Here is a 22,003-nt window from a genome sequence, read left to right on the forward strand (position 1 = left end):
GGTCACGCCCCCGTCAGCTTCGCGAACTTCTCTTCGAACTCGGTCTCTTCCTTCGAGCTCAGCGAGCGGAAGGCGTGCGACTTGGCGGCCATGGCCTTGTCGGGGATGATCAGCGGGTTGTCCGCCGCGTCCTCGTCGATCTTCGCCAGCTCGGCCTTCACCCCGTCGACGGGGCACACGTAGTTGATGTACGCGGCGAGTTCGGCGGCCGGCTTCGGCTCGTAGTAGAAGTCGATGAGCCGCTCGGCGTTCGTCTTGTGACGGGCCTTGTTGGGGATCAGCAGGTTGTCGGTCGACGTCATGTAACCGCTGTCCGGGATGAGGAAGTCGATGTCGGGGCTGTCCGCCTTGAGCTGGACGACGTCCCCGGCCCAGGCGACGCAGGCCGCGAAGTCGCCGCTGGTCAGGTCCGAGGTGTAGTCGTTGCCGGTGAAGCGGCGGATCTGGCCCTTGTCGACGGCCTTCTGCAGCCGGGCGATGGCGGCGTCGTAGTCGTCGGCGGTGAAGTCCGCCGGGTCCTTGCCCATGTCGAGCAGCGTCATACCGACGCTGTCGCGCATCTCCGACAGGAAGCCGACCCGGCCCTTGAGCCTGGGGTTGTCGAGCAGGTCGGATATCGACGTCACCTCGACTCCGTCGAGGGCCTTCTTGTTGTACGCGATGACGGTGGAGATGCCCTGCCAGACGTACGAGTAGGCGCGGCCCGGGTCCCAGTCGGGGCTGCGGAACTGGGCCGACAGGTTGGCGTAGGCGTGCGGCAGGTTGGCCGGGTCGAGCTTCTGCGCCCAGCCCAGGCGGATGAGGCGGCCGGCCAGCCAGTCGGTGAGGACGATCAGGTCGCGGCCGGTGTCCTGGCCCGCGGCGAGCTGCGGCTTGATCTTGGCGAAGAACTCGTTGTTGTCGTTGATGTCCTCGGTGTACTTGACCTTGATGCCGGTGCGCTCGGTGAACTGCTCCAGCGTCGGGTGGTGCTTGCCGCTGTCGTCGACGTCCATGTACTCGGTCCAGTTGGAGAAGTTCACGGTCTTCTCCTCGGCCGAGCGGTCCTCTGCGGAGACGCCGCCCTGCGAGGTGCCCGCCGCCGGGATGCCGCAGGCGCTCAGTGTCCCGAGTCCGCCGGCCGCGAGTGCCCCGCCCGCGGAGGCGCGCAGCAGGGACCGCCTGGTGAGGGCGGCCCGGCCGTTGGTGAGACTGCGCCGCATTGCGGCCACTTGGGCCGGGGACAGGCGGTCGGGCTCGTACTGCTCCATGCGCGTGGTGCCCTTTCGGAGGGTGGGCGGCCGCGGGTCAGGCGGCCTGCATACGGCTATCGGTCCCCGAAGACGGTGCGGTGCCAGTCCTTCGCGGCCACTGCGGTGTTGTCGAACATGACGTGCTTGATCTGGGTGTATTCCTCGAACGAGTACGCGGACATGTCCTTGCCGAAGCCGGAGGACTTGTAGCCGCCGTGCGGCATCTCGCTGATGATCGGGATGTGGTCGTTGACCCACACGCACCCGGCCTTGATCTCGCGCGTGGCCCGGTTCGCCCGGTACACGTCCCGGCTCCACACGGAGGCTGCCAGCCCGTACGGGGTGTCGTTGGCGAGCGCGAGGCCCTCGTCGTCGGTGTCGAACGGCAGCACGACCAGGACCGGCCCGAAGATCTCCGACTGGACGACCTCGCTGTCCTGGGCCGCGTCGGTGATGAGGGTGGGCCGGTAGTAGGCGCCCTGGGCGAGCTCACCCGCGGGTTCCTCGCCGCCGGTCACCACGCGCGCGTAGGCCCGTGCCCGGTCGACGAAGCCGGCGACCCGGTCGCGCTGGGCGTGCGAGATGAGCGGGCCGAGGTCGGTGCCGGCAGCGAAGGGGTCGCCGAGCCGGACGGTCTCCATGAGCGCGGCCGTCCGTTCCACGAAGGCGTCGTGGAGCGGTCGCTGCACGTACGCGCGCGTGGCGGCCGTGCAGTCCTGCCCGGTGTTGATGAGGGCGCCCGCGACCGCGCCGTGGGCGGCGGCCTCCAGGTCGGCGTCGTCGAAGACCACGAAGGGCGCCTTGCCGCCGAGCTCCAGGTGGAGGCGCTTGACGGTGGCGGTGGCGATCTCGGCGACGCGCCTGCCGACGGTGGTGGAGCCGGTGAAGGAGGTCATGGCAACGTCGGGGTGGCCGACGAGGTGCTCTCCGGCCTCCTTGCCGGTGCCGGTGACGATGTTGATCACGCCGTCCGGGATCCCGGCGTCCGTGGCCGCCCGGGCGAAGAGCAGTGAGGTCAGCGGGGTGAGTTCGGCGGGCTTCAGGACGATGGTGTTGCCCGCGGCGATCGCCGGGAGGATCTTCCAGGCGGCCATCTGGAGGGGGTAGTTCCAGGGCGCGATCGACCCGACGACCCCGATGGGCTCGCGCCGGACGTACGACGTGTGGTCCCCGGAGTACTCACCGGCGGACTGCCCCTGCAAGTGCCGTGCGGCGCCGGCGAAGAAGGCGGTGTTGTCGATCGTCCCAGGGACGTCGAACTCGCGGGTCAGCTTCAGCGGCTTGCCGCACTGGAGCGACTCGGCCCGCGCGAAGTCCTCGGCCCGGTCGGCCAGGACCGCGGCGAACCGGTGCAGGGCGTCGGACCGCTCGCCCGGGGTGGCCCCCGCCCAGCCCGGGAAGGCCGCCCGGGCGGCGGCGACGGCCCGGTCGACGTCGGCCGTGCCCGCCAGCTCGTAGGTGAGGACCTCCGCGCCCGACGCCGGATCGACGACCGTGTGCGTGCGGCCGGAGGTGCCCCTGGTGAGGTGCCCCGCGATGAACTGCGCGCCCTGCGCGAAGCGCTCCTCGGCCGGGGATCGGTCCGGGGTGACAGTGCCCGGGTTGTGCATGTCGCTCTCCTCCGTGCCCTTGATGGGGCCGGCGTGGCTCAGGCTCGATTTGAGTGCCGATCCTGACAGAGGTATGCCACTCCAACAAGGGATTCCGTTGTTGATTTTTGGTTACGCGACGGAATCTGTCGACCAGGTGTCGAGTTGACCGGGAAAAGGCAGGACGCTGTGTCAGTGGTGCGTGCCAGACTCACGTGCATGAAGGAGATCACGGGGGCGGTCGGCTCGCGGGAGGCCCTGATCAGGGCGGTCCAGGCGGGGGCCAGGATCAGGTATCTGCTGTTCTGGGGCCACCGGCCGCGGCCGGACGGCCGGATCGGGGCGAGCTGTCTGAGCCAGTGGTGGCCGGCGCCGTTCACGGTGGACGAGGTGGAGTACGCGACGGCCGAGCACTGGATGATGGCGGGCAAGGCCCGGCTCTTCGAGGACCCGGCGGCGGAGCGTGCCGTGCTGGACGCCGGGCATCCCGCGGAGGCGAAGAAGGCCGGGCGGCTGGTGCGCGGGTTCGACGAGGCGGTGTGGCAGCGGGAGCGCTTCCGGATCGTCGTGGAGGGCAGCGTCCACAAGTTCGGGGCGCATCCCAGGCTGCGGGAGTTCCTGCTGGGCACCGGTGACCGGGTGCTGGTCGAGGCGAGCCCCGTGGACCGCGTCTGGGGCATCGGACTGGCCGCGGACGACGATGCGGCGATGGATCCGCAGCGGTGGCGGGGGCCGAATCTGCTGGGCTTCGCGCTGATGGAGGCGCGGGAGCGGCTGCGTTCGGCGGGTGCATGAGTGAGGGGGCCGGTCCGCGGACCGGCCCCCTCCTCGATGCTTCGTCCGGCCCAGGCGCGGTTCACAGGCCATGACTCGGCTCGGGCCACCGCTGCGCTCAGGCTTCGGCTCCGCTCAGGAAGCCGCGCCGATCCCGCCCATGATGCTGGCGAAGAGCAGGAAGCCCAGCAGCGGAAGGATCACGGTGGCGATGATGCCGCAGACCAGGCCGGCGGTCGCCGCACCCTTGTTGGTGGCCTCCCCGCGGGTGGCCTTGCCCCGGCCGACGGCGCCGAAGATGATCGCCAGAATGCCCAGGATCACGCCGAAGAACCACAGCACCAAGGTCACGCTGCACACCACGCCGATGATGCCCAGCACCAGACCCGTGGTCCCCATGCCGTTGCTCGGCTGCGCGGGCATCGCGTAGCCCGGGGCCTGCGCATAGGCCGGGGCCTGCGGGTAACCCGCCGTCGGCGCGGCGGGGTAGCCGGGGCCGCCCTGGGGGTAGCCGTAGCCGGGGCCGGACTGCTGCGGGAAGCCGTAACCCGGAGCTGGCTGCTGCGGGGGCTGGGACGGCGGGCCGAAACCACCGGGCGTGGGGTTGGTGCTGGACATGGACGATCTCCCCTCCGTTGTCAGACCAGGGAATCGTAGTGGCCAAGTCCCCCGCGGAGTACGGCAGTTTCAGCGGTGGGACCAGGCGGTGGCGACCGGGGCGTGCGCGCCGTAGTACGGGTCGTCGTAGGAGTCGTCGCTGTTGATCGCGGCCGTGATGCCGACGGCGATCAGGACGATCACCGTGATGCCGAGGATGATCCCGATGATGCCCATGATCAGACCGGCCTGGGCCTGGCCGTGGTTGGTGGCCACCCCTGCCTCGGCGCGCTTACGGCCCTTGATGCCGAAGACGACGGCGAGGATGCCGGTGACCAGGGAGACCACGCCGTAGAGACAGAACAGGGTGCAGGAGATGATGCCGAGCACCATCGCCGCGACACCCATGCCGTTCTGGGGGGCCATGGGCATGCCGGGCCAGCCGTGTCCCGCCGCGGGGTAGCCCGGGTAGCCGGGGTGGCCGTAGCCGCCGGTGGCGGGACCGCCGGGTGCGACGGGCGGGGGCGGGACCGCGCCGGTGCCGGTGTTGCCGTACTGCGGCGTGCCGGTGGGCGGAGTGAAGCCCGGCATCGAGGTGACCGTGGCCTGGTCGTGCACCGAGGGGGGACCTGCGGCGGGGGGCTGGTTCTTCTCGAGCGACGGCCTGTTCTCCGGGGGCGCCCACGGGTCGTGGCCGCCGCCTCCGCCGGGCTGCGTCGGGTCCGTCATGATGTTTCCCCCCTGGGTCGATCGTGCCGCCATGCTACGGGGCCGCTCGGTGCGGGCCACAGGGCGGGGGCGTGGGGACGGCTCGGTCCCACGCGGCGAAGCCGCACGTCGATGCCGCCCCCGTGCCCCCAGCGGAAGGCGCCGCACCACGGCCTACGATGAACCCGAGTCACCGATCAGCCGATCACCCGCGCCCCGCCCGCCGCGAGCCGGCAGGGGCGCCGTTCCGGGGAGGAACCCTTGACCGAGCATCTCGTCGACCCCCGTGCCCCACGCGACCTGAAGGACTTCGTCGCCGGGCTGCCCAAGGCCGAGCTGCATGTGCACCACGTGGGCTCCGCCTCCCCCCGGATCGTGTCCGAGCTGGCCGCCCGGCACCCCGACTCGAAGGTGCCGACCGACCCCGAGGCCCTGGTCGACTACTTCACCTTCACCGACTTCGCGCACTTCATCGACGTGTACCTGTCGGTCGTCGACCTGATCCGCACCCCGGAGGACGTCCGGCTGCTGACGTACGAGGTGGCCCGTGACCTCGCCCGGCAGCGGGTGCGGTACGCCGAGCTGACCATCACGCCGTTCTCGTCCACCCGTCGCGGCATCGACGAGCTCGCCTTCATGGACGCGATCGAGGACGCCCGCAAGGCGGCCGAGTCCGAATTCGGGACCGTGCTGCGCTGGTGCTTCGACATTCCCGGCGAGGCGGGGCTGGAGGCCGCCGAGGAGACGACCCGGCTCGCCACCGACGACCGGCTGCGCCCGGAGGGCCTGGTCTCCTTCGGCCTCGGCGGGCCGGAGGTCGGCGTGCCCCGGCCGCAGTTCAAGCCCTACTTCGACCGCGCGATCGCCGCCGGGCTGCACTCCGTGCCGCACGCCGGCGAGACCACCGGCCCGGAGACGGTCTGGGACGCGCTGACGCACCTGCGGGCCGAGCGCATCGGGCACGGCACCAGCTCCGCCCGGGACCCGAAGCTGCTCGCGCACCTCGCCGAGCACCGGATCCCGCTGGAGGTGTGCCCGACCTCGAACATCGCCACCCGCGCGGTCCGCGTCCTCGACGAGCACCCGATCAAGGAGTTCGTGCGTGCCGGGCTCATCGTGACGATCAACTCCGACGACCCGCCGATGTTCGGCACCGACCTCGACAACGAGTACGCGGTCGCCGCCCGGCTCCTCGACCTCGACGAGCAGGGCCTGGCGGGCCTGGCGAAGAACGCCGTCGACGCGTCCTTCCTGGACGCGCCGGGCAAGGCCCGGATCAAGGACGAGATCGACACGTACACCGCGGGGTGGCTCGGCCGGTGAAGCCCTCCGCACAGCGCCCCGGGCGGGCCGTGACCGCAGTGGCCCACCGGGGCGACCCCTACCGGGTCCGCGAGAACACCGTCGCCTCGCTGCGGTCCGCCATCGGCCGGGGCGCGGACGCGGTGGAGATCGACGTACGGCTCACCCGGGACGGCGTGCCGGTGCTGCTGCACGACGCGACGCTGAAACGGCTCTGGGAACACGAGAGGCCGGTGCTCGCGCTGTCCTCGGACGAGGTGCGCGGGCTGACCGGCGGCGGCGTGCCGACCCTGGCCGAGGCGCTCACCGCGACGGACGGGCACCGGGTGCTGATCGACCTGCCCGGCTCGCCCGACGTGCGGGCGGTGCGCCGGGTGATGGACGCCGTACGGGAGTCGGAGGCGGCGGACCGCGTCTACTACTGCGCGGGCGCCGACGCCATGCTCGCCGTGCGCGCGGCGGACCCGGCCGCCGAGATCGCGCTCACCTGGACGACCCTGGCCCCGCCCCGGCCCGTCCTGCTGGAGGCGATCCGCCCGCGCTGGCTCAACTACCGCTTCTCCCTGGTGGACCGCGCCCTCGCCGACCGCGTCCACCGCGACGGCTTCCTGCTGTCCGTCTGGACCCCCGACACCCGCCGCTCCATGCGGCGCCTGCTCGACGCGGGCGTGGACTCGGTCACGACCAACCGCGTCGACGTGCTGTGCTCTACACGCGCGAGCGCTGCGGCACCGTCGCCGGATCGGCCGGGGTCGCGCGCGTGAGGTACTGCGGCACCGGCGCGGCGTCCGTGCCGGTGTCGCGGACCAGGCCGTAGCGGATGGCGCCCTGTGCGGGGCCTTGGTTGACGTCATTGTCCACGGCCTCCCAGCTCGACGGGGAGACGGCCACGCCGTAGTCGCAGCCGCGTTCGTTCTGGGTGAGGGTGACCGTGCCGTCGAGATAGAAGTACTCGTTCTGCCACATCTGCTGGGTGCCGGGCGGCAGCACCGCGTAGCCGATGTCCGGGCCGCCCATGCCGGTGGCGTAGCCGTTCGGGGCGCCGGGCAGCGGGTCGTCCATGCGGCGCGAGCCGCCGGAAGCCACGTGGAACAGCTTGCCCTTCAAGCCGGTCCAGGTCGGCATGACGACCGCGCCGGGCCGGGCGTGCGGCGAGATCTGCCAGCGGACCTGGACATAGCCCTGGCCGCTCAGCGTCACGCTGTCGCCACGGTGCTGCATCACGGCCCTCGGGCCGCCGGTGCTGGTGATGCCGGACTCGGGGCGGCGGGGCAGGGCGGCGGGCCGGGTGTTCGGGGCGGGGGCGCGGTCGACGGCGTCGACGACCGTGCCGTACAGGTCGGCCTTCTTCGTCGCCGGCGGGGAGGGCGTCGGGGTGGGGGTGGGCGGGGCGGCGGACGTCGGGGCGGCGGACGTCGGGGCGGCGGGCGGCGGGGCGGAGCGGGCCGTCACCGTGGGGGTGGCCGCGGCCCGGGGCGGCGAAGCGTCCTGGGGCTGGGTGACGACGTAGGCGCCGCCCGCGACGATCGTCGCGCCCGCCGTCATCGCGACGGCCGGTTTGGTGAGCGCGCCCAGCAGCTTGGCGGACCAGCCGGCCGAGGTGGCGGCGGAGGTGGCGGCCACCGCCGTCTTGCCGCCGAAGGCGAGCGACAGCGTGAACCCGACGGGCAGCGGGACGAGCGCGATGCCGACGAGGAGGCGTTCCGCCGGTACGACCGCCTCGTGAGTGCCGCCGCAGTAGCCGCAGCCCCGGATGTGCCGGGCCAGCCGCTTGCGCCACACCGAGTCGGGCCGGCCGTTCCAGCGGCCGGTCAGTTCGCGCAGGCCGGGACAGGCGCCGTCCAGGGCACGGACGATGCCGCGCGAGGTCTCCAGGCGTTCCTTCATCCGCTGGACGCGCACGGCGGCGTGCTGCCGGGTGATGCCGACAGCGGCGGCCAGCTCGCGCCGGGTCAGTTCGCCCGCGACCTCCAGCCACCACAGCGACAGCAGCTGCCGGTCCTCGTCGTCCAGCCACCGCACCGCCTCGGCGACCTCGCGCCGCTGCCCCTCCAACTGCAGTCGCAGCACGCTCAGTTCGGCGAAGTCGGAGGCAGCCGCCTCCTCCAGCCGGTCCGGGGCCCGGCGCCGGGCGCGGTCGCGGATCTGGCGCATGGCGATGGCCACCAGCCAGGACCGGAAGCTGTCCGGGTCGCGCAGCGAGCCGAGGTTGCCGACCGCGCGCAGCATGGTCTCCTGGACGACGTCGTCCACGTCGGCGTGCCCGTTCAGGGCCCGTCCCACGATGTTGTAGACCAGCGGCAGCCAGCCCGCGACCAGCTCGTCCAGCGCCTGCCGGTCGCCGGCCTGCGCCGCCGTAATGGTGGCGCGCCAGTGCTGACTGTCCACGGTGACCTCTCCATGCCCGGTTTCACTGATGTTCAGCACGCACCCTCTCAGTCGGTCCCGGGGTTCTCGCCATGGCGGGGATCACACCGTGGAGACGAGGTGAAGGCTTGCGGATAACACTTTTTCGCCGTGGACGCACGAACGGCCCCGGACGGCAACCAACCGTCCGGGGCCGCTGCGGCCTGCTCGGGGGACTACGCGTCCAGGGACGTCATCACGTGCTTGATCCGCGTGTAGTCGTCGAAGCCGTAACCCGACAGGTCCTTGCCGTAGCCGGACTTCTTGAAGCCGCCGTGCGGCATCTCGGCAACCAGCGGGATGTGGGTGTTGATCCACACGCAGCCGAAGTCGAGCTTCTTGGACATCCGCATGGCGCGGCCGTGGTCCTTGGTCCACACGGAGGAGGCGAGCGCGTACTCGACGCCGTTGGCCCACTCGACCGCCTGGTCCTCGTCGCGGAAGGACTGGACGGTGATGACCGGGCCGAAGACCTCCTTCTGGATGATCTCGTCGTCCTGCTTCAGGCCCGAGACGACGGTCGGCGCGTAGAAGTAGCCCTTGTCGCCGACCCGCTTGCCGCCGGTCTCCACGCGCGCGTGCGCCGGCAGCCGGTCGATGAAGCCCTCGACCTGCGCGAGCTGGTTGGGGTTGTTGAGCGGGCCGAACAGCACGTCCTCGTCGTCCGGCTGCCCGGTCTTCGTCTCGGACGCGGCCTTCGACAGCGCGGAGACGAACTCGTCGTGGATGGACTCGTGGACGAGCACGCGCGTGGCGGCCGTGCAGTCCTGGCCGGCGTTGAAGTAGCCCGCGACCGAGATGTCCTCGACGGCCTTGGCGATGTCGGTGTCCTCGAAGACGACGACCGGGGCCTTGCCGCCCAGCTCCAGGTGGACGCGCTTGACGTCCTTGGAGGCGGACTCGGCCACCTGGATGCCGGCGCGCACCGAGCCGGTGATGGAGGCCATCGCCGGAATCTCGTGCTCGACCATCATGCGGCCGGTCTCGCGGTCGCCACAGATGACGTTGAAGACGCCCTTGGGGACGATCGAGCCGATGATCTCGGCGATCAGGACCGTCGAGGCCGGGGTGGTGTCGGACGGCTTCAGGACGACCGTGTTGCCCGCGGCGATCGCCGGGGCGAACTTCCACACGGCCATCATCATCGGGTAGTTCCACGGCGCGACCTGCGCGCAGACACCGACCGGCTCCCGGCGCACGATGGAGGTCAGCCCCTCCATGTACTCGCCGGCCGAGCGGCCCTCGAGCATCCGCGCCGCGCCCGCGAAGAAGCGGATCTGGTCGACCATCGGCGGGATCTCCTCGGAGCGGGTCAGCCCGACCGGCTTGCCCGTGTTCTCCACCTCGGCCGCGACCAGCTCCTCGGCACGCTCCTCGAAGGCGTCCGCGATCTTCAGCAGGGCCTTCTGGCGCTCGGCGGGCGTGGTGTCGCGCCAGCCGGGAAACGCCTCGGCGGCTGCCGCCATCGCGGCGTCCACGTCCGCCTGCCCGGACAGCGGAGCGGTCGCGTACGCCTCGCCCGTCGCGGGATTGACCACCTCGGTGGTCCGTCCGTCGGTGGCGTCCCGGACCTCACCGGCGATGTAGTTGCGTAGCTTGCGCAGCCGTCCCAGGTCGGTGCTCACTGCCGGCCCTCCAGTTCGAGTGTCCAGTACTTGAGACACCCACCCTAGTCGGCCGACCCACGTTTTCAACAGCCCGGCTCCCTTCGATCGTACGGAATCCGCAGGAGTCGGCTACCGAAACAACGGATTTCATCGATCGAGGCTTGCGGAAGTGTCGAGACCTCGTGCACAGTGACCCCGTGGCCAGTCGAAGCGCAGACCAGAAGGGCTCGCGGGAGCACCGCGAGTCCTCCCGTGACTCCTCCCGTGACTCGTCCCGTGAGCCCTCCCGTGAGCCCTCCCGCGAGACAAGGAACGGCAGCTCGGCGCAGCTCGACGCCGTGTCCCTCGCCATCATCGAGCAGCTCCAGGAGGACGGTCGCCGACCGTACGCCGCCATCGGCAAGGCCGTGGGCCTGTCCGAGGCGGCCGTGCGCCAGCGCGTCCAGAAGCTGCTCGACCAGGGCGTGATGCAGATCGTCGCCGTCACGGACCCGCTCACCGTGGGCTTCCGCAGACAGGCGATGGTCGGCGTCAACGTCGAGGGCGACGTGGAGTCGGTCGCGGACGCGCTGTCGGCCATGTCCGAGTGCGAGTACGTGGTGATGACCGCGGGTTCCTTCGACCTGATGGTGGAGATCGTCTGCGAGGACGACGACCACCTCCTGGACGTCATCAACAAACGCATCCGGGCCGTCCCCGGCGTGCGCTCCACCGAGAGCTTCGTCTACCTCAAGCTCAAGAAGCAGACCTACATGTGGGGAACCCGATAACCGTGAGGACCCGATAGCCGTGAGCAAGGACCTCTCCCAGACCGCGTACGACCACCTGTGGATGCACTTCACGCGCATGTCGTCGTACGAGAAGTCCCCCGTCCCCACCATCGTCCGGGGCGAGGGCACGTACATCTACGACGACCGGGGCAAGCGCTACCTGGACGGCCTCGCCGGCCTGTTCGTGGTGCAGGCCGGGCACGGCCGCGTGGAGCTCGCCGAGACCGCCTTCAAGCAGGCGCAGGAGCTGGCGTTCTTCCCGGTGTGGTCCTACGCCCACCCCAAGGCCGTCGAGCTGGCCGAGCGCCTCGCGCACCACGCGCCGGGCGACTTGAACAAGGTCTTCTTCACCACCGGTGGCGGTGAGGCGGTCGAGACCGCCTGGAAGCTCGCCAAGCAGTACTTCAAGCTGGTCGGCAAGCCCACCAAGCACAAGGTCATCTCCCGCGCGGTCGCCTACCACGGCACCCCGCAGGGTGCCCTGTCCATCACGGGCCTGCCCGCTCTGAAGGCGCCCTTCGAGCCCCTCGTCCCGGGCGCCCACAAGGTCCCGAACACGAACATCTACCGGGCGCCGCTCCACGGTGACGACCCGGAGGCCTTCGGCCGCTGGGCCGCCGACCAGATCGAGCAGCAGATCCTCTTCGAGGGCCCGGACACGGTCGCCGCGGTCTTCCTGGAGCCGGTGCAGAACGCGGGCGGCTGCTTCCCGCCCCCGCCCGGATACTTCCAGCGGGTCCGCGAGATATGCGACCAGTACGACGTGCTGCTCGTGTCGGACGAGGTCATCTGCGCTTTCGGCCGCCTGGGCACGTACTTCGCCTGCGACAAGTTCGACTACGTCCCGGACATGATCACCTGCGCCAAGGGCATGACCTCGGGCTACTCCCCGATCGGCGCCTGCATCATCTCCGACCGTCTGGCCGAGCCGTTCTACAAGGGCGACAACACCTTCCTGCACGGCTACACCTTCGGCGGCCACCCGGTCTCCGCGGCCGTGGGCCTGGCCAACCTCGACCTGTTCGAGCGCGAGAACCTCAACCAGCACGTCCTGGACAACGAGGGCGGCTTCCGCGCCACCCTGGAGAAGCTCCACGACCTGCCGATCGTCGGCGACGTCCGCGGCAACGGCTTCTTCTACGGCATCGAGCTGGTCAAGGACAAGGCGACCAAGCAGTCCTTCGACGCGGACGAGACCGAGCGGGTCCTGTACGGCTTCCTCTCCAAGAAGCTCTACGAGAACGGCCTGTACTGCCGCGCCGACGACCGCGGCGACCCGGTCGTCCAGCTCGCCCCGCCGCTGATCTCCGACCAGTCGACGTTCGACGAGATCGAGCAGATCCTGCGGGCCACCCTCTCGGAGGCGTGGACCAAGCTCTGACCCGTCGTCGCTCCGATCGTCTGCATGGATGATCAACACCGGCCTCGGTGCCGCCCGTTCGAGTGAGAAACGGCGGCCCGGGGCCACGTGCTGTCCGGCGTCCCGCCGCCTTCTGCCTAGCGTGCCCAGTGACCGATCGGCCCTGCCTTCGTTCCCCCGGACGGGGGATGGCACGGGAACTACGGATCTGAACCGAGGTGTACGCCCATGGAGGCCCCGCCGGACAACGACGTGCTCTGGACACGTGCCCTGCACTTCCAGCACGACGACGGCTCGCCCGCGCTCTGCGGCGTCTCGCTCGGCGTCCGGGAGGGCGAGATCCTCGCCCTCAGCGGCCCGCGCGGCAGCGGCAAGACGACCCTGCTGCGGTGCCTGTCCGGCCTGGTGCCCGTCCGGCGCGGCGAGGTCTGGTTCAACAGCATGCCCGTGCACACCATGGGCCCTCTCACCCGTGAGCGGCTGCGCCGCGACCGCTTCGGCTGGATCGACCCGGCCCCTTCCCTGGTGCCGGAGCTCAACGCCTGGGAGAACGCCGCCCTGCCGCTGATGCTGCGCGGCACCAGTCGGCGCCGGGCCAAGACCTCAGCCCTGGAGTGGCTGGAGCGCCTGGACATCGGCGACAGCGCCCGCAAACGCCCGCACCAGTTGGTGCAGGCCGAGCGCCAGCGAGTCTGCATCGCCCGCGCCCTCGCCCCGGCTCCGTCGGTGCTGTTCGCCGACGAGCCCACGGCGCCCCTGCACCGCGCCGACCGCGCCCATGCGCTGCGCACCCTCACCACGGCGGCCCGCTCCCACCACATCACCGTCGTCCTGGCCACGCACGACCCGCAGACCGCGGCCCTCGCCGACCGCACCGTGTCCCTGCTCGACGGGCGGCGCGTACAGACCGTGCACCTGCCGCCGGTAGTCGAGAACGCCGAGCCGGAAGGCCGGGCCGCGTGCTCGCTCTCCGTCTGACCCGCGGCGCCCACCCCGCCGTCCAGCTGCGCCGCCTCCTGGTCGCGGCGGCCTCAGCGGGCACGGGTTTCCTGTTGCTCTGCACCCTGGGCTACGCACTGGGCCACCCCGGCTCCCCGGGTGCCTCCCTGCTGCGCCTGGCCTGGTGCGCGGCCCCGCTGGCCGCCACGGTGTACTTCGCGGTCGCGGTGGCCCGTACCGACCCCGCCACCAAGCCCCGCCCCGGCCTGTCGGCGATCGGCCTCGGCCCGGTGCGCCTGATGGCCGTCTCGGCGACGACCACAGCCCTGTCCTGCACCCTGGGATCGATGCTCGCCCTGTTGTTCTTCCTCCACCTGCGGGGTGACCTGACGGGCATGCCCTTCGACGGCGCCGCCGCCGAGTCCCTCGCCGCCGGCCGGCCACTGCCGCTGCCGGGCGCCCTGACGTTGCTGGCGATCGTGCCCGGGGGCGCGTCGGTCGCGGTGGCACTGGCGCTGCGGCCCCGGGAGGCGGGGCCGGCCGGTCCCGGTGCGGCCCGGATGTACGGCCAGTTCGGCCGGCTGATCGTCCGGCCCGGGGACGCTCCCAGCACGGAGTCCGCCGCGCGGAAGAGCGGGCCGCCGGCGGCACGGGTCAGCGAGCGGACGCCAGCGACCGTCACGGACGCCGGCGGCACGGTGAGCGCGGTCGTCGAACCCGCTCAGCCGGTCGGTTCCATGAGCCTGACCGGGGAGCCCGCTCAGCAGCCCGCCCCGCACCCGGCGAGGCCGGACGCCGCGGGCGCCCTCAGTCTCGACGCGGCCCCCGCCCGCCACCCCGTGGCTCCTGACACCGCCGACGACCCCGCGGCCCTCGACGCGGCGCCGCCGGACACCCTCGACCCCGAGGCCTCCCCCACCGCCGCCCCCTCCGGTCTCCCCTGGGGCATCGCCGCCCTGGCCGCGGGCCTCGCCGTGGAGACCTACACGAGCCGTACCTCCCCCACGCCCCCCGACCTCACCTTCTCCGGCGCATCCCCCGGCATCCTGGTGGGCTGGGCGCTGTGCGCCGTGGGCCTGGCCTTGGCCGGTCCGGGCCTGACCCACCTGAGCGGGCGGCTGCTCCAGTCGGCCCGCCCCGGCGCCCTGCGGCTCCTGGCCGGCCGCATCCTCATGGCGGAGGCCACCCGCATCGGCCGTCCTCTGGGCGTCGTCTGCGCGGTCATGGCCGCCGCGTGGGCCATGACGCTCCTGCACGCCCCGGACGGGCTGTCGCTCGGTCCGCTCACCGTCCTCGGCGTGCTCCTGGTGACCGGCTGCACCGTGGCGACGCTCCTCACGGCCGCGGTCGAGGCCCGGCAGGCCCGCGCCGACACCACCGCCGCGCTGATGCGCCTCGGCGCCCCCGCGACGGTGCTGCGCAGCGCCGCCGCCCTCCGCGCGGGCGCGCTGCTCGCCCTGTTCGGCCCGCTCACGCTGACGGTCGCGGAACTGGCGGCGCTGCCGCTGGCCCGCTGAGCCCGCCCGCCGACTCCCGCCGAAGGCCCGTACGAGAAATATCCCCGGACGGCGATGAGTTCCGTGCCGGCCCCCGGTCTTATCCCGCGTAACGACAGTGACCTGACCCGATGGGAGAGACCTCCATGTACCAGCAGATGATCTTCGTGAACCTGTGCGTCAGCGACCTCGGCGCCTCAAAGAAGTTCTTCACGGAGCTGGGCTTCACGATCAACGAGCAGTTCAGTGACGACACGACCGCCTCGGTCGTGATCAGCGACGCCATCGTGGTGATGGTGCACACCAAGGAGAAGTACTCCCAGTTCACGAAGAAGAAGATCGCGGACCCGACGAAGACCAGCGAGGTGCTGATCGCACTGAGCGCCGAGAGCCGCGAGAAGGTCGACGAGCTGGTCGAGAAGGCGGTCGCGGCGGGCGGTTCCGTCTCCGGCGAGACCCAGGACCACGGCTTCATGTACGGCCGCGCCTTCGACGACGTCGACGGCCACACCTTCGAGGTCGTGTGGATGGACCCGGCGGCCGTCGAGGGCTGAGACGCGCTGTGCCAGCATGGGCGGGTGCAGACGATGCCCGCCCACGCGGCCCACCATGACGACCGTGAGATAGAGACCCTCGAGGAGTTCGACGCGACCGTCTCGGCGCGCGGCACGCTCGCCGGACACCGTGTCCAGGCCGTCGATCTGACGGACCGCACGCGCGAGTTGCTCACCACGGACACGTCGGGCGCGGTCTTCCTCGGCTGCGCGATGCGCGAGGACGCGGCCGCGAAGATCCGCGGCGACGGCGCCCTGGTCTTCCCGCCGGTCCCGGACCTGCCGTTCGACCCGTACCGCGGCCTGCTCTACTCGCCCGACGAGTTGTTCGCGTCCCTGGCCGACGGCTACGAGGCCACGCCCGACGCCCTCGCCTACGCCTGGTTCCAGCGCACCAAGGCGGACCGGGACATCTACGCGTCCCTGCTGCGCGCGGTCCACGACGACTCCGTCTCGGACGCGCTCGACGAACTCCTGTCCGGTGCCCGGGTGGTGGGCGTGATGGGCGGCCACGCGATGGCCCGCGGCACGGAGGAGTACGCGGGCGCCGCACGCCTCGGCCGGGAACTGACCCGGGCCGGTTTCACGGTCGCCACCGGCGGTGGCCCCGGCGCGATGGAGGCGGCCAACTTCGGCGCGTACGCCGCCCCGTTCGGTGACGAGATGCTCACCGAGGCGCTGGAACTGCTCGGCAGAACACCGCGCTTCACCCCGTCGATCACGCCATGGGCGGCAGCCGCCTTCGAGATACGCGCCCGCTGGCCCCGGGGCGGGCGTTCCGTCGGCATCCCGACCTGGTTCTACGGCCACGAGCCGCCGAACGCGTTCGCCTCCCACATCGCCAAGTACTTCGCCAACGCCACCCGCGAGGACGGCCTGCTGGCCCGGTCGGGCGCGGGTGTGGTGTTCCTGCCGGGCGCCGCCGGGACGCTGCAGGAGATCTTCGACAACGCGACGCCGAACTACTACGAGTCGCGCGGCGAGCCGACGCCCATGGTGCTCGTGAACCGCGCGCACTGGACGGAGCGGCTGCCTGCCTGGCCCCTGCTCCGTTCACTCGCCGAGGGGCGTTCCATGGAGGCGCGCATCGCGCTGGTGGAGCGGATCGAGGAGGCGCCGGAGGCGTTGAAACGTCTCGGCGGTTAATAAGCTGGCAAAGCAAGTGCTTGCATCCTGCATATGCGTTGACACTACTTATGCCGCACTTATAGACCTGTGAGTCTCCTGGTAGTGCTGATGTCCCGTCAACACTGCCTCAGCCCCCCGCATTTACGCATCCCGTAAAGGACAAACGTGGCAGTTCTGTCCGTATCACCCCGTACGGCCTCGCGTCGTACCGTCGCACGTTCCGTGCGGATCCTCGGTGTCGTCTCCGCCTCGGCCGCGCTCGCGCTCGGCGCCGCGGGCAACGCGCTCGCCTGCAACATCAACGAGTTCTCCGCCGAGGCGAAGTGCGATGGTGACAAGGGCGTCATCACCGTCACCGACGTGGACCCGGCCGGCGTCCCGGCCACGGTCACCGTGTACCTGGAGAACAACGGCGCCGACGTGAAGAAGGTCGGTGAGCAGGTGGTCAGGGGCTCGCGCGAGGGCACCACCATCACCTTCGCCGAGGACTGGAAGCCGAACGCCGAGTACCGCATCCACGTCAAGGCCATTCCGTACGTCGACGAGGACATCAAGCCGAACCTCGTCACCCCGGCCACGGCCTGCAAGAAGGAGGAGGAGAAGCCCCCGGCTTCGACTCCGCCGGCCACGCCGACCCCGTCGGCCTCCCCGTCCAAGCCCGCCGAGGAGACCGAGACCCCGGCTCCGACGCCGTCGGAGAGCCAGAGCACCTCGCCGGCGGCCAACGCGCCCGCTCCGGCCGGTGACTCCAACCTCGCCGAGACCGGAGCCAACTCGAGCACCGGCATCATCGCCGGCGTCGCGGCTGCCCTGGTCGTCGTCGGGGGCGGCGCGGTGTTCTTCGGCATGCGCCGCCGCGGGGCCAAGGCCGACAGCTGACGAGTCCGCACCCCGCGATGTGGCCCGCCCCTGATCCGGGGGCGGGCCACGTCCCGTCTCACCCGAACGTCGCCCGCCGCAGCCAGAACTCCAGCAGCTCCCGGTCACCGAGCACTTCCAGCTCCCCGGCGTCCAGGGGCAGCCGGCGGTAGAACGCGAGCAGCACGGAGGTGAGGGGTCCGCGCAGGGCGACGGTGGCCTTCTCGTGGCCACGGCGCCAGGTGACACCGTCCTCGGTGAGTTCGACGAGCCACTCGGCATTCAGGCCGGGACCGGTGTCGGTGGCGTGCAGATGGATGCTGCGGGCCGGGCCGCGCAGTTCGCTCACCGTGTCGTCCGGGTCCGTCCGCTGTACGTACGCCACGATCTGGAGCCACTCGTCGATCGCGTCGGCGGCCACCTCGGGCGCGACCTCGTACGGCAGTCCCGCGGCGAGGGTGGCGTCCGCGCGGTGCACGGTGATCTCGTGCGTCACCCGGCGGGCCCAGAACCCGGAGTCGGGGATCCCCGCCCAGCTCCACACCTTCGTGTCCGGCCCCGCCTCCCGCAGCGCTGCGACGACCTGCTCGCCGCTCTCCGCGAGCCACGCGTCCAGTGCGGCGGCGTCACCCCGGGCCCCGGGTCCGGCGAAGTCCGGCACCCGCTCCTCGGGCACCTCCTTCTGGGCCCGGGTCCGCACGATGAACTCCACCCAGCGCAGGGCACCGCCCAGGTGCCGGACCAGATCCTCCAGCGACCAGTCCGGGCAGGTCGGCACGGTGGCGGACAGATCGGCACCGGACGTCACCACGGTTCTCAACTGAGCGACCTGGTGGAAGATTTCGTCGCAGTAGCGGTCATGTTCGAGCAGCGTCATGCCCCGCACCTTAGGCGGCGGACGATCAGTCGAGCACCACGATTTCGGCCGCGTCGAACTCCACACCGACCTCGTCCCCGACCTCCGGCGCCGCCCGCAGCGCGCAGGCCGCCTCCAGGCGCGGTGCGTCCGGAGGCTGAAGACGGACGGCGACGTGGGTGCCCTTGAAGGTGCGGGCGGTCACCGTGCAGCGCAGGCCCGTCCCGGCGGGCACCAGGAGCACGCCGGCGGGCCGGACCAGCAGGGTGTGCGTGCCCTGCGGGGCTCCTTCCGGCACCGGCACCTTGCCCCACGGCGTGTCCGCGGCCTCCGCCCCGACCGTCGCCTCGACAACGTTCTCGAAGCCGAGGAAGCGGGCCACGAACGCATCGGCGGGCCGCTGCCACACCTCAAGGGGCGTACCGGACTGGGCGATCCGCCCGTCCCGCATCACCACGACCCGGTCGGCCAGCGCGAAGGCCTCCCCCTGGTCGTGCGTCACGGCGAGTACGGTCGTGCCCAACCGGGCGAACAGTTCCCTCAGTTCGACGACCAGCCGCTCCCGCAGCGACCGGTCCAGCTGACCCAGCGGCTCGTCCAGCATCAGCAGCCGGGGGCTCGGTGCCAGGGCCCGGGCGAGCGCCACCCGCTGCTGCTCCCCGCCGGACAGCGCCGCGACGGCCCGGCGCTGCGCACCGGGCAGGCCCACGAGGTCCAGCAACTCCCGGACGCGCTCGGCCTGTTGACGCTTGGTTGCGCCACGCGTCCGCAGCCCGAAGGCGACATTGCCGCCCACGTCCCGCTGCGGGAACAGCTGGTGGTCCTGGAACATCAGCCCGACGCCCCTCTGGTGCGCGGGCACGCCCGCCTGGTCGCGTCCGTCGAGCGCCACCCGCCCGGAGTCGAGCGGCTGCAGCCCGGCCACCGCCCGCAACAGGGTCGACTTGCCGCTGCCGCTCGGCCCGAGCACGCACACGATCTGGTGCTCGGCGACCTCCAGATCGACGGCGTCCAGCACGGCCCGCCCGCCGAAACGGACCGTCGCACCCTCCAGGGCCAGCAGCATCAGAACTCCCCCGTCCGGTCCGTGCGGAGCCTCTCCAGCACCAGCAGGGCCACGGCGCACACCACCATCAGAATCGTCGACAGGGCCATCGCCTGCCCGTAGTTGAGATCCCCGGGCCGCCCCAGCAGCCGTGCCACGGCCACCGGCAGCGTGGGGTTGTCGGGTCGCGCGATGAACACCGTCGCCCCGAACTCACCGAGCGACACCGCGAAGGCGAACCCGGCCGCGATCAGCAGCGCCCGCCGCACCAACGGCAGGTCCACCTCCCGCCACACCCGCCAGGGCGAGGCTCCCAGCACCGAGGCCGCCTCCCGCAGCCGCACGTCCACCGCCCGCAGCACGGGCAGCATGGTCCGCACGACGAACGGCACCCCGACCAGCGCCTGCGCGAGCGGCACCAGGATCCACGAGGACCGCAGATCCAGCGGCGGCTCGTCCAGCGCGATCAGAAACCCGAAGCCGACGGTCACCGCGGACACCCCGAGCGGCAGCATCAGCAGCGCATCGAAGCCGCGCACGAACCGCCCGACGTCCCGGCGGGTGAGCGCGGCAGCGGCGAGACCGCCGATCACCACGGCGATGGCCGTGGCGGCGACCGCGTACGACAGGGAGTTGCCGATCGCCTCGATCGGCGGGACCAGGAACACTCCCCCGTCGTCGCTGGTCAGCGCCCGGTAGTAGCCGAAGCCCGGTGCGTCCAGCGACCGCTGCACCAGCACGGCCAGCGGCAGCACGAGCAGCACGACGACGGTGACGAGCACCCCGCCCAGCAGCGCCCACTGCCCCGCACCGCGCGGCCGGCGCGCGGTCACGGACGCGTCCACCAGCCGCAGCGCGGTCTCCCGCCGCCGCACGGTCCAGGCGTGCAGCGCGAGGACCGCCCCCACCGCGACGAACTGAATCAGCGTCAGCACGGCCGCCGTGGACAGGTCGAAGATCTCGGACGTCTGCCGGTAGATCTCCACCTCCAGGGTCGAGAAGGTGGGGCCGCCGAGGATCTGGACGACACCGAAGGAGGTGAAGGTGAACAGGAAGACCATGAGCGCGGCGGCGGACACGGCAGGTCCGAGGGCCGGCAGGGTCACCTGCCGCCAGGCCTTCAGAGGGGACGCGCCGAGCATCCGCGCGGCCTCCTCCTGCCGGGGGTCGAGCTGGGCCCACAGCCCGCCGACGGTCCTTACGACCACCGCGTAGTTGAAGAAGACGTGCGCGAGCAGGATCGCCCACACGGTGGTGTCCAGCCGTACGCCCCACAGCTCGTCGAGCAGCCCACCGCGCCCGACCAGCGCCAGGAACGCCGTGCCGACGACGACCGTCGGCAGCACGAACGGCACGGTCACCACCGCCCGCAGCACCTGCCTGCCCGGGAAGTCGAAGCGCGCGAAGACGTACGCGCCGGGGAGCGCGACCAGCAGCGTGAGCGCGGTGGAGACGAGCGCCTGCCAGGTGGTGAACCACAGGACGTGGCGGATGCCGGACTGGGCCAGCACCTCCCCGATCCGCCCGAGGTGCCAGGCCCCGTCGGCCTTGAGACCGCGCGCGACGATCGCGGTGACGGGGTAGGCGAAGAAGACCGCGAAGAACGCGACGGGCACGGCCAGCAGACCGAACCGCGCCGCCGCGCCCCGCTTCCGGACACCTACTTCAGTACGAGTGAGGTCCACGACTTGACCCACTGGTCACGGTGGTCGGCGATCTTCGCCGGGTCCATGGTCTCCGGGTCCTCGGCCTGCGGCCCGTACTTCGTGAACTCCGGAGGCAGTTGGGCGCCCTCGCGCACCGGGTGGACGAACATGTTGAGCGGCACGTCCTCCTGGAACTCCTTGCTGAGCAGGAAGTCGAGGAACGCCTTGCCGCCCTCGGTGTTCCTCGCGTTGCTGAGCAGCCCTGCGTACTCGACCTGCCGGAAGCAGGTGCCCTCGGCGACGCCGGTCGGGGCCGTGCTCGGCTTCGGGTCGGCGTAGATCACCTCGGCGGGCGGCGAGGAGGCGTACGACACGACGAGCGGCCGGTCGCCCTTGGCCTTCCTGCCGCTGCTTGAGCCGGAGAACTCCTGGTTGTAGGCCTGCTCCCAGCCGTCGACGACCTTCACGCCGTTGGCCTTGAGCTTCATCCAGTAGCCCTCCCATCCGGCGTCGCCGTACTTCGCGACGGTGCCGAGCAGGAAGCCGAGGCCGGGAGAGGAGGTGGAGGCGTTCTCGGTGACGAGCAGGTTCTTGTACGCGGGCTTGACGAGATCGTCGAAGCTCCGCGGCGGGTCGAGCTTGCGGTCGGCGAAGTACTTCTTGTCGTAGTTGACGCAGACGTCGCCGGTGTCGACGGGTGTGACCCGGTGCTTGTCCTGGTCGACGCGGTACTCCGGCAGGATCGTGTCGGAGCCCTTCGCCTCGTACGGCTGGAACAGGCCGTTGTCGAGGGCGCGGGACAGCAGCGTGTTGTCGACGCCGAAGAAGACGTCGCCCTGCGGGTTGTCCTTGGTCAGGATGGCCTTGTTCACGGCCTGCCCGGCGTCGCCGTCCTTGAGGACCTCGACCTGGTAACCGGACTGCTTCTCGAAGGCCGCGATGACGTCCTCGGACGCGGCCCACGAGTCGTGGCTGACGAGGGTCACGGTCGTTGAGTCGCCGGACCCCTGACCGCCGCCGGACGAGCCGCACGCGGCGAGTGTGCCGGCCAGGCCGAGCCCGACGGCCACCGCCGTCAGCCGCTTGATGTTGTTGCTCACTGGATTCCTCCTGGGGGTGACCAGGAGAAGACGCGG

The 22,003-nt window shown here is 71.4% G+C and carries 20 protein-coding genes; 10 read left to right on the top strand and 10 right to left on the bottom strand.

The genetic code is table 11. The annotated features are described in order from the left end of the window. Positions 1-2: 2 nt before the first annotated feature. A complete protein-coding gene (locus ACZ5TL_RS18775; protein ID WP_468590994.1) occupies positions 3-1,250 on the bottom strand; it encodes a polyamine ABC transporter substrate-binding protein in 1,248 nt (415 codons plus the stop codon). Positions 1,251-1,306: 56 nt separating this feature from the next. Continuing rightward, entirely contained in the window at positions 1,307-2,842 is a 1,536-nt protein-coding gene (locus ACZ5TL_RS18780) for a gamma-aminobutyraldehyde dehydrogenase (protein WP_468590996.1), read from the bottom strand. 198 nt (positions 2,843-3,040) lie between these two features. Between ACZ5TL_RS18780 and ACZ5TL_RS18785 the strand changes: the two genes are divergently transcribed. After that, positions 3,041-3,616, top strand: coding sequence for an NADAR family protein (locus ACZ5TL_RS18785; protein WP_468590997.1), 576 nt, complete (start codon positions 3,041-3,043; stop codon positions 3,614-3,616). A 114-nt stretch (positions 3,617-3,730) separates the two neighbouring features. On the opposite strand, the gene ACZ5TL_RS18790 is transcribed toward ACZ5TL_RS18785, so the two are convergent. Continuing rightward, complete coding sequence (locus tag ACZ5TL_RS18790) at positions 3,731-4,213, bottom strand: DUF4190 domain-containing protein (protein WP_468590999.1); 483 nt, start codon at positions 4,211-4,213, stop codon at positions 3,731-3,733. Positions 4,214-4,282: 69 nt separating this feature from the next. Next, positions 4,283-4,921 (bottom strand): DUF4190 domain-containing protein, encoded by a 639-nt coding sequence (locus ACZ5TL_RS18795; RefSeq protein WP_468591000.1) that lies wholly within the window; start codon positions 4,919-4,921, stop codon positions 4,283-4,285. A 183-nt stretch (positions 4,922-5,104) separates the two neighbouring features. Here ACZ5TL_RS18795 and ACZ5TL_RS18800 point away from each other — a divergent pair, with 183 nt between their 5' ends. Continuing rightward, a complete protein-coding gene (locus ACZ5TL_RS18800) occupies positions 5,105-6,223 on the top strand; it encodes an adenosine deaminase (RefSeq protein ID WP_468591232.1) in 1,119 nt (372 codons plus the stop codon). Then, the gene (locus ACZ5TL_RS18805; protein ID WP_468591001.1) at positions 6,220-6,966 is read left to right on the top strand and encodes a glycerophosphodiester phosphodiesterase; all 747 of its coding nucleotides are present in this window, start codon (positions 6,220-6,222) and stop codon (positions 6,964-6,966) included. Before ACZ5TL_RS18800 ends, ACZ5TL_RS18805 begins: the two co-directional genes overlap by 4 nt. Here ACZ5TL_RS18805 and ACZ5TL_RS18810 read toward each other — a convergent pair. Continuing rightward, on the bottom strand, positions 6,911-8,590 hold the full coding sequence (locus ACZ5TL_RS18810) for an RNA polymerase sigma factor (RefSeq protein ID WP_468591002.1): 1,680 nt from the start codon (positions 8,588-8,590) through the stop codon (positions 6,911-6,913). The genes ACZ5TL_RS18805 and ACZ5TL_RS18810 overlap by 56 nt on opposite strands. A 194-nt stretch (positions 8,591-8,784) precedes the next feature. Then, entirely contained in the window at positions 8,785-10,233 is a 1,449-nt protein-coding gene (locus ACZ5TL_RS18815; RefSeq protein ID WP_468591004.1) for a gamma-aminobutyraldehyde dehydrogenase, read from the bottom strand. Positions 10,234-10,397: 164 nt separating this feature from the next. On the opposite strand from ACZ5TL_RS18815, the gene ACZ5TL_RS18820 reads away from it, so the two are divergent. The 7 genes from ACZ5TL_RS18820 to ACZ5TL_RS18850 all read left to right on the top strand — a co-directional run bounded on the left by ACZ5TL_RS18820 (position 10,398) and on the right by ACZ5TL_RS18850 (position 17,341). Then, the gene (locus ACZ5TL_RS18820; protein ID WP_468591006.1) at positions 10,398-10,985 is read left to right on the top strand and encodes an Lrp/AsnC family transcriptional regulator; all 588 of its coding nucleotides are present in this window, start codon (positions 10,398-10,400) and stop codon (positions 10,983-10,985) included. Positions 10,986-11,004: 19 nt separating this feature from the next. Next, the gene (locus ACZ5TL_RS18825) at positions 11,005-12,366 is read left to right on the top strand and encodes an aspartate aminotransferase family protein (RefSeq protein WP_468591007.1); all 1,362 of its coding nucleotides are present in this window, start codon (positions 11,005-11,007) and stop codon (positions 12,364-12,366) included. Between the two features lie 207 nt (positions 12,367-12,573). Beyond that, the gene (locus ACZ5TL_RS18830) at positions 12,574-13,323 is read left to right on the top strand and encodes an ABC transporter ATP-binding protein (protein ID WP_468591009.1); all 750 of its coding nucleotides are present in this window, start codon (positions 12,574-12,576) and stop codon (positions 13,321-13,323) included. Continuing rightward, positions 13,305-14,801: a hypothetical protein gene (locus tag ACZ5TL_RS18835; RefSeq protein ID WP_468591010.1), complete on the top strand. Its 1,497-nt coding sequence runs from the start codon at positions 13,305-13,307 to the stop codon at positions 14,799-14,801. The genes ACZ5TL_RS18830 and ACZ5TL_RS18835 overlap by 19 nt, the downstream gene beginning before the upstream one ends. Before the next feature lie 125 nt (positions 14,802-14,926). After that, on the top strand, positions 14,927-15,334 hold the full coding sequence (locus tag ACZ5TL_RS18840) for a VOC family protein (RefSeq protein ID WP_468591233.1): 408 nt from the start codon (positions 14,927-14,929) through the stop codon (positions 15,332-15,334). Between the two features lie 24 nt (positions 15,335-15,358). Next, complete coding sequence (locus tag ACZ5TL_RS18845) at positions 15,359-16,480, top strand: LOG family protein (protein ID WP_468591012.1); 1,122 nt, start codon at positions 15,359-15,361, stop codon at positions 16,478-16,480. Between the two features lie 204 nt (positions 16,481-16,684). Then, positions 16,685-17,341 (top strand): LAETG motif-containing sortase-dependent surface protein, encoded by a 657-nt coding sequence (locus ACZ5TL_RS18850; protein ID WP_468591013.1) that lies wholly within the window; start codon positions 16,685-16,687, stop codon positions 17,339-17,341. A gap of 58 nt (positions 17,342-17,399) precedes the next feature. Here ACZ5TL_RS18850 and ACZ5TL_RS18855 read toward each other — a convergent pair whose 3' ends face one another. The 4 genes from ACZ5TL_RS18855 to ACZ5TL_RS18870 are packed head-to-tail and all read right to left on the bottom strand — an operon-like array spanning position 17,400 to position 21,967. Continuing rightward, the gene (locus ACZ5TL_RS18855) at positions 17,400-18,197 is read right to left on the bottom strand and encodes a maleylpyruvate isomerase family mycothiol-dependent enzyme (RefSeq protein ID WP_468591015.1); all 798 of its coding nucleotides are present in this window, start codon (positions 18,195-18,197) and stop codon (positions 17,400-17,402) included. A gap of 25 nt (positions 18,198-18,222) precedes the next feature. Further along, positions 18,223-19,242, bottom strand: coding sequence for an ABC transporter ATP-binding protein (locus ACZ5TL_RS18860; protein ID WP_468591016.1), 1,020 nt, complete (start codon positions 19,240-19,242; stop codon positions 18,223-18,225). Further along, positions 19,242-20,906: an ABC transporter permease gene (locus ACZ5TL_RS18865; protein ID WP_468591017.1), complete on the bottom strand. Its 1,665-nt coding sequence runs from the start codon at positions 20,904-20,906 to the stop codon at positions 19,242-19,244. The genes ACZ5TL_RS18860 and ACZ5TL_RS18865 overlap by 1 nt, the downstream gene beginning before the upstream one ends. After that, complete coding sequence (locus tag ACZ5TL_RS18870) at positions 20,882-21,967, bottom strand: thiamine ABC transporter substrate-binding protein (protein ID WP_468591018.1); 1,086 nt, start codon at positions 21,965-21,967, stop codon at positions 20,882-20,884. The genes ACZ5TL_RS18865 and ACZ5TL_RS18870 overlap by 25 nt, the downstream gene beginning before the upstream one ends. Between the last annotated feature and the right edge of the window lie 36 nt (positions 21,968-22,003).

It is taken from the genome of Streptomyces sp. NPDC033136 (assembly GCF_055578235.1).

Excerpts from the sequence above, each read along its gene's own strand:
- ACZ5TL_RS18775 (WP_468590994.1), bottom strand. The coding sequence starts at position 1,250 with ATGGAGCAGTACGAGCCCGACCGCCTGTCCCCGGCCCAAGTGGCCGCA.
- ACZ5TL_RS18780 (WP_468590996.1), bottom strand. The coding sequence starts at position 2,842 with ATGCACAACCCGGGCACTGTCACCCCGGACCGATCCCCGGCCGAGGAG.
- ACZ5TL_RS18785 (WP_468590997.1), top strand. The coding sequence starts at position 3,041 with ATGAAGGAGATCACGGGGGCGGTCGGCTCGCGGGAGGCCCTGATCAGG.
- ACZ5TL_RS18790 (WP_468590999.1), bottom strand. The coding sequence starts at position 4,213 with ATGTCCAGCACCAACCCCACGCCCGGTGGTTTCGGCCCGCCGTCCCAG.
- ACZ5TL_RS18795 (WP_468591000.1), bottom strand. The coding sequence starts at position 4,921 with ATGACGGACCCGACGCAGCCCGGCGGAGGCGGCGGCCACGACCCGTGG.
- ACZ5TL_RS18830 (WP_468591009.1), top strand. The coding sequence starts at position 12,574 with ATGGAGGCCCCGCCGGACAACGACGTGCTCTGGACACGTGCCCTGCAC.
- ACZ5TL_RS18840 (WP_468591233.1), top strand. The coding sequence starts at position 14,927 with ATGTACCAGCAGATGATCTTCGTGAACCTGTGCGTCAGCGACCTCGGC.
- ACZ5TL_RS18855 (WP_468591015.1), bottom strand. The coding sequence starts at position 18,197 with ATGACGCTGCTCGAACATGACCGCTACTGCGACGAAATCTTCCACCAG.
- ACZ5TL_RS18860 (WP_468591016.1), bottom strand. The coding sequence starts at position 19,242 with ATGCTGCTGGCCCTGGAGGGTGCGACGGTCCGTTTCGGCGGGCGGGCC.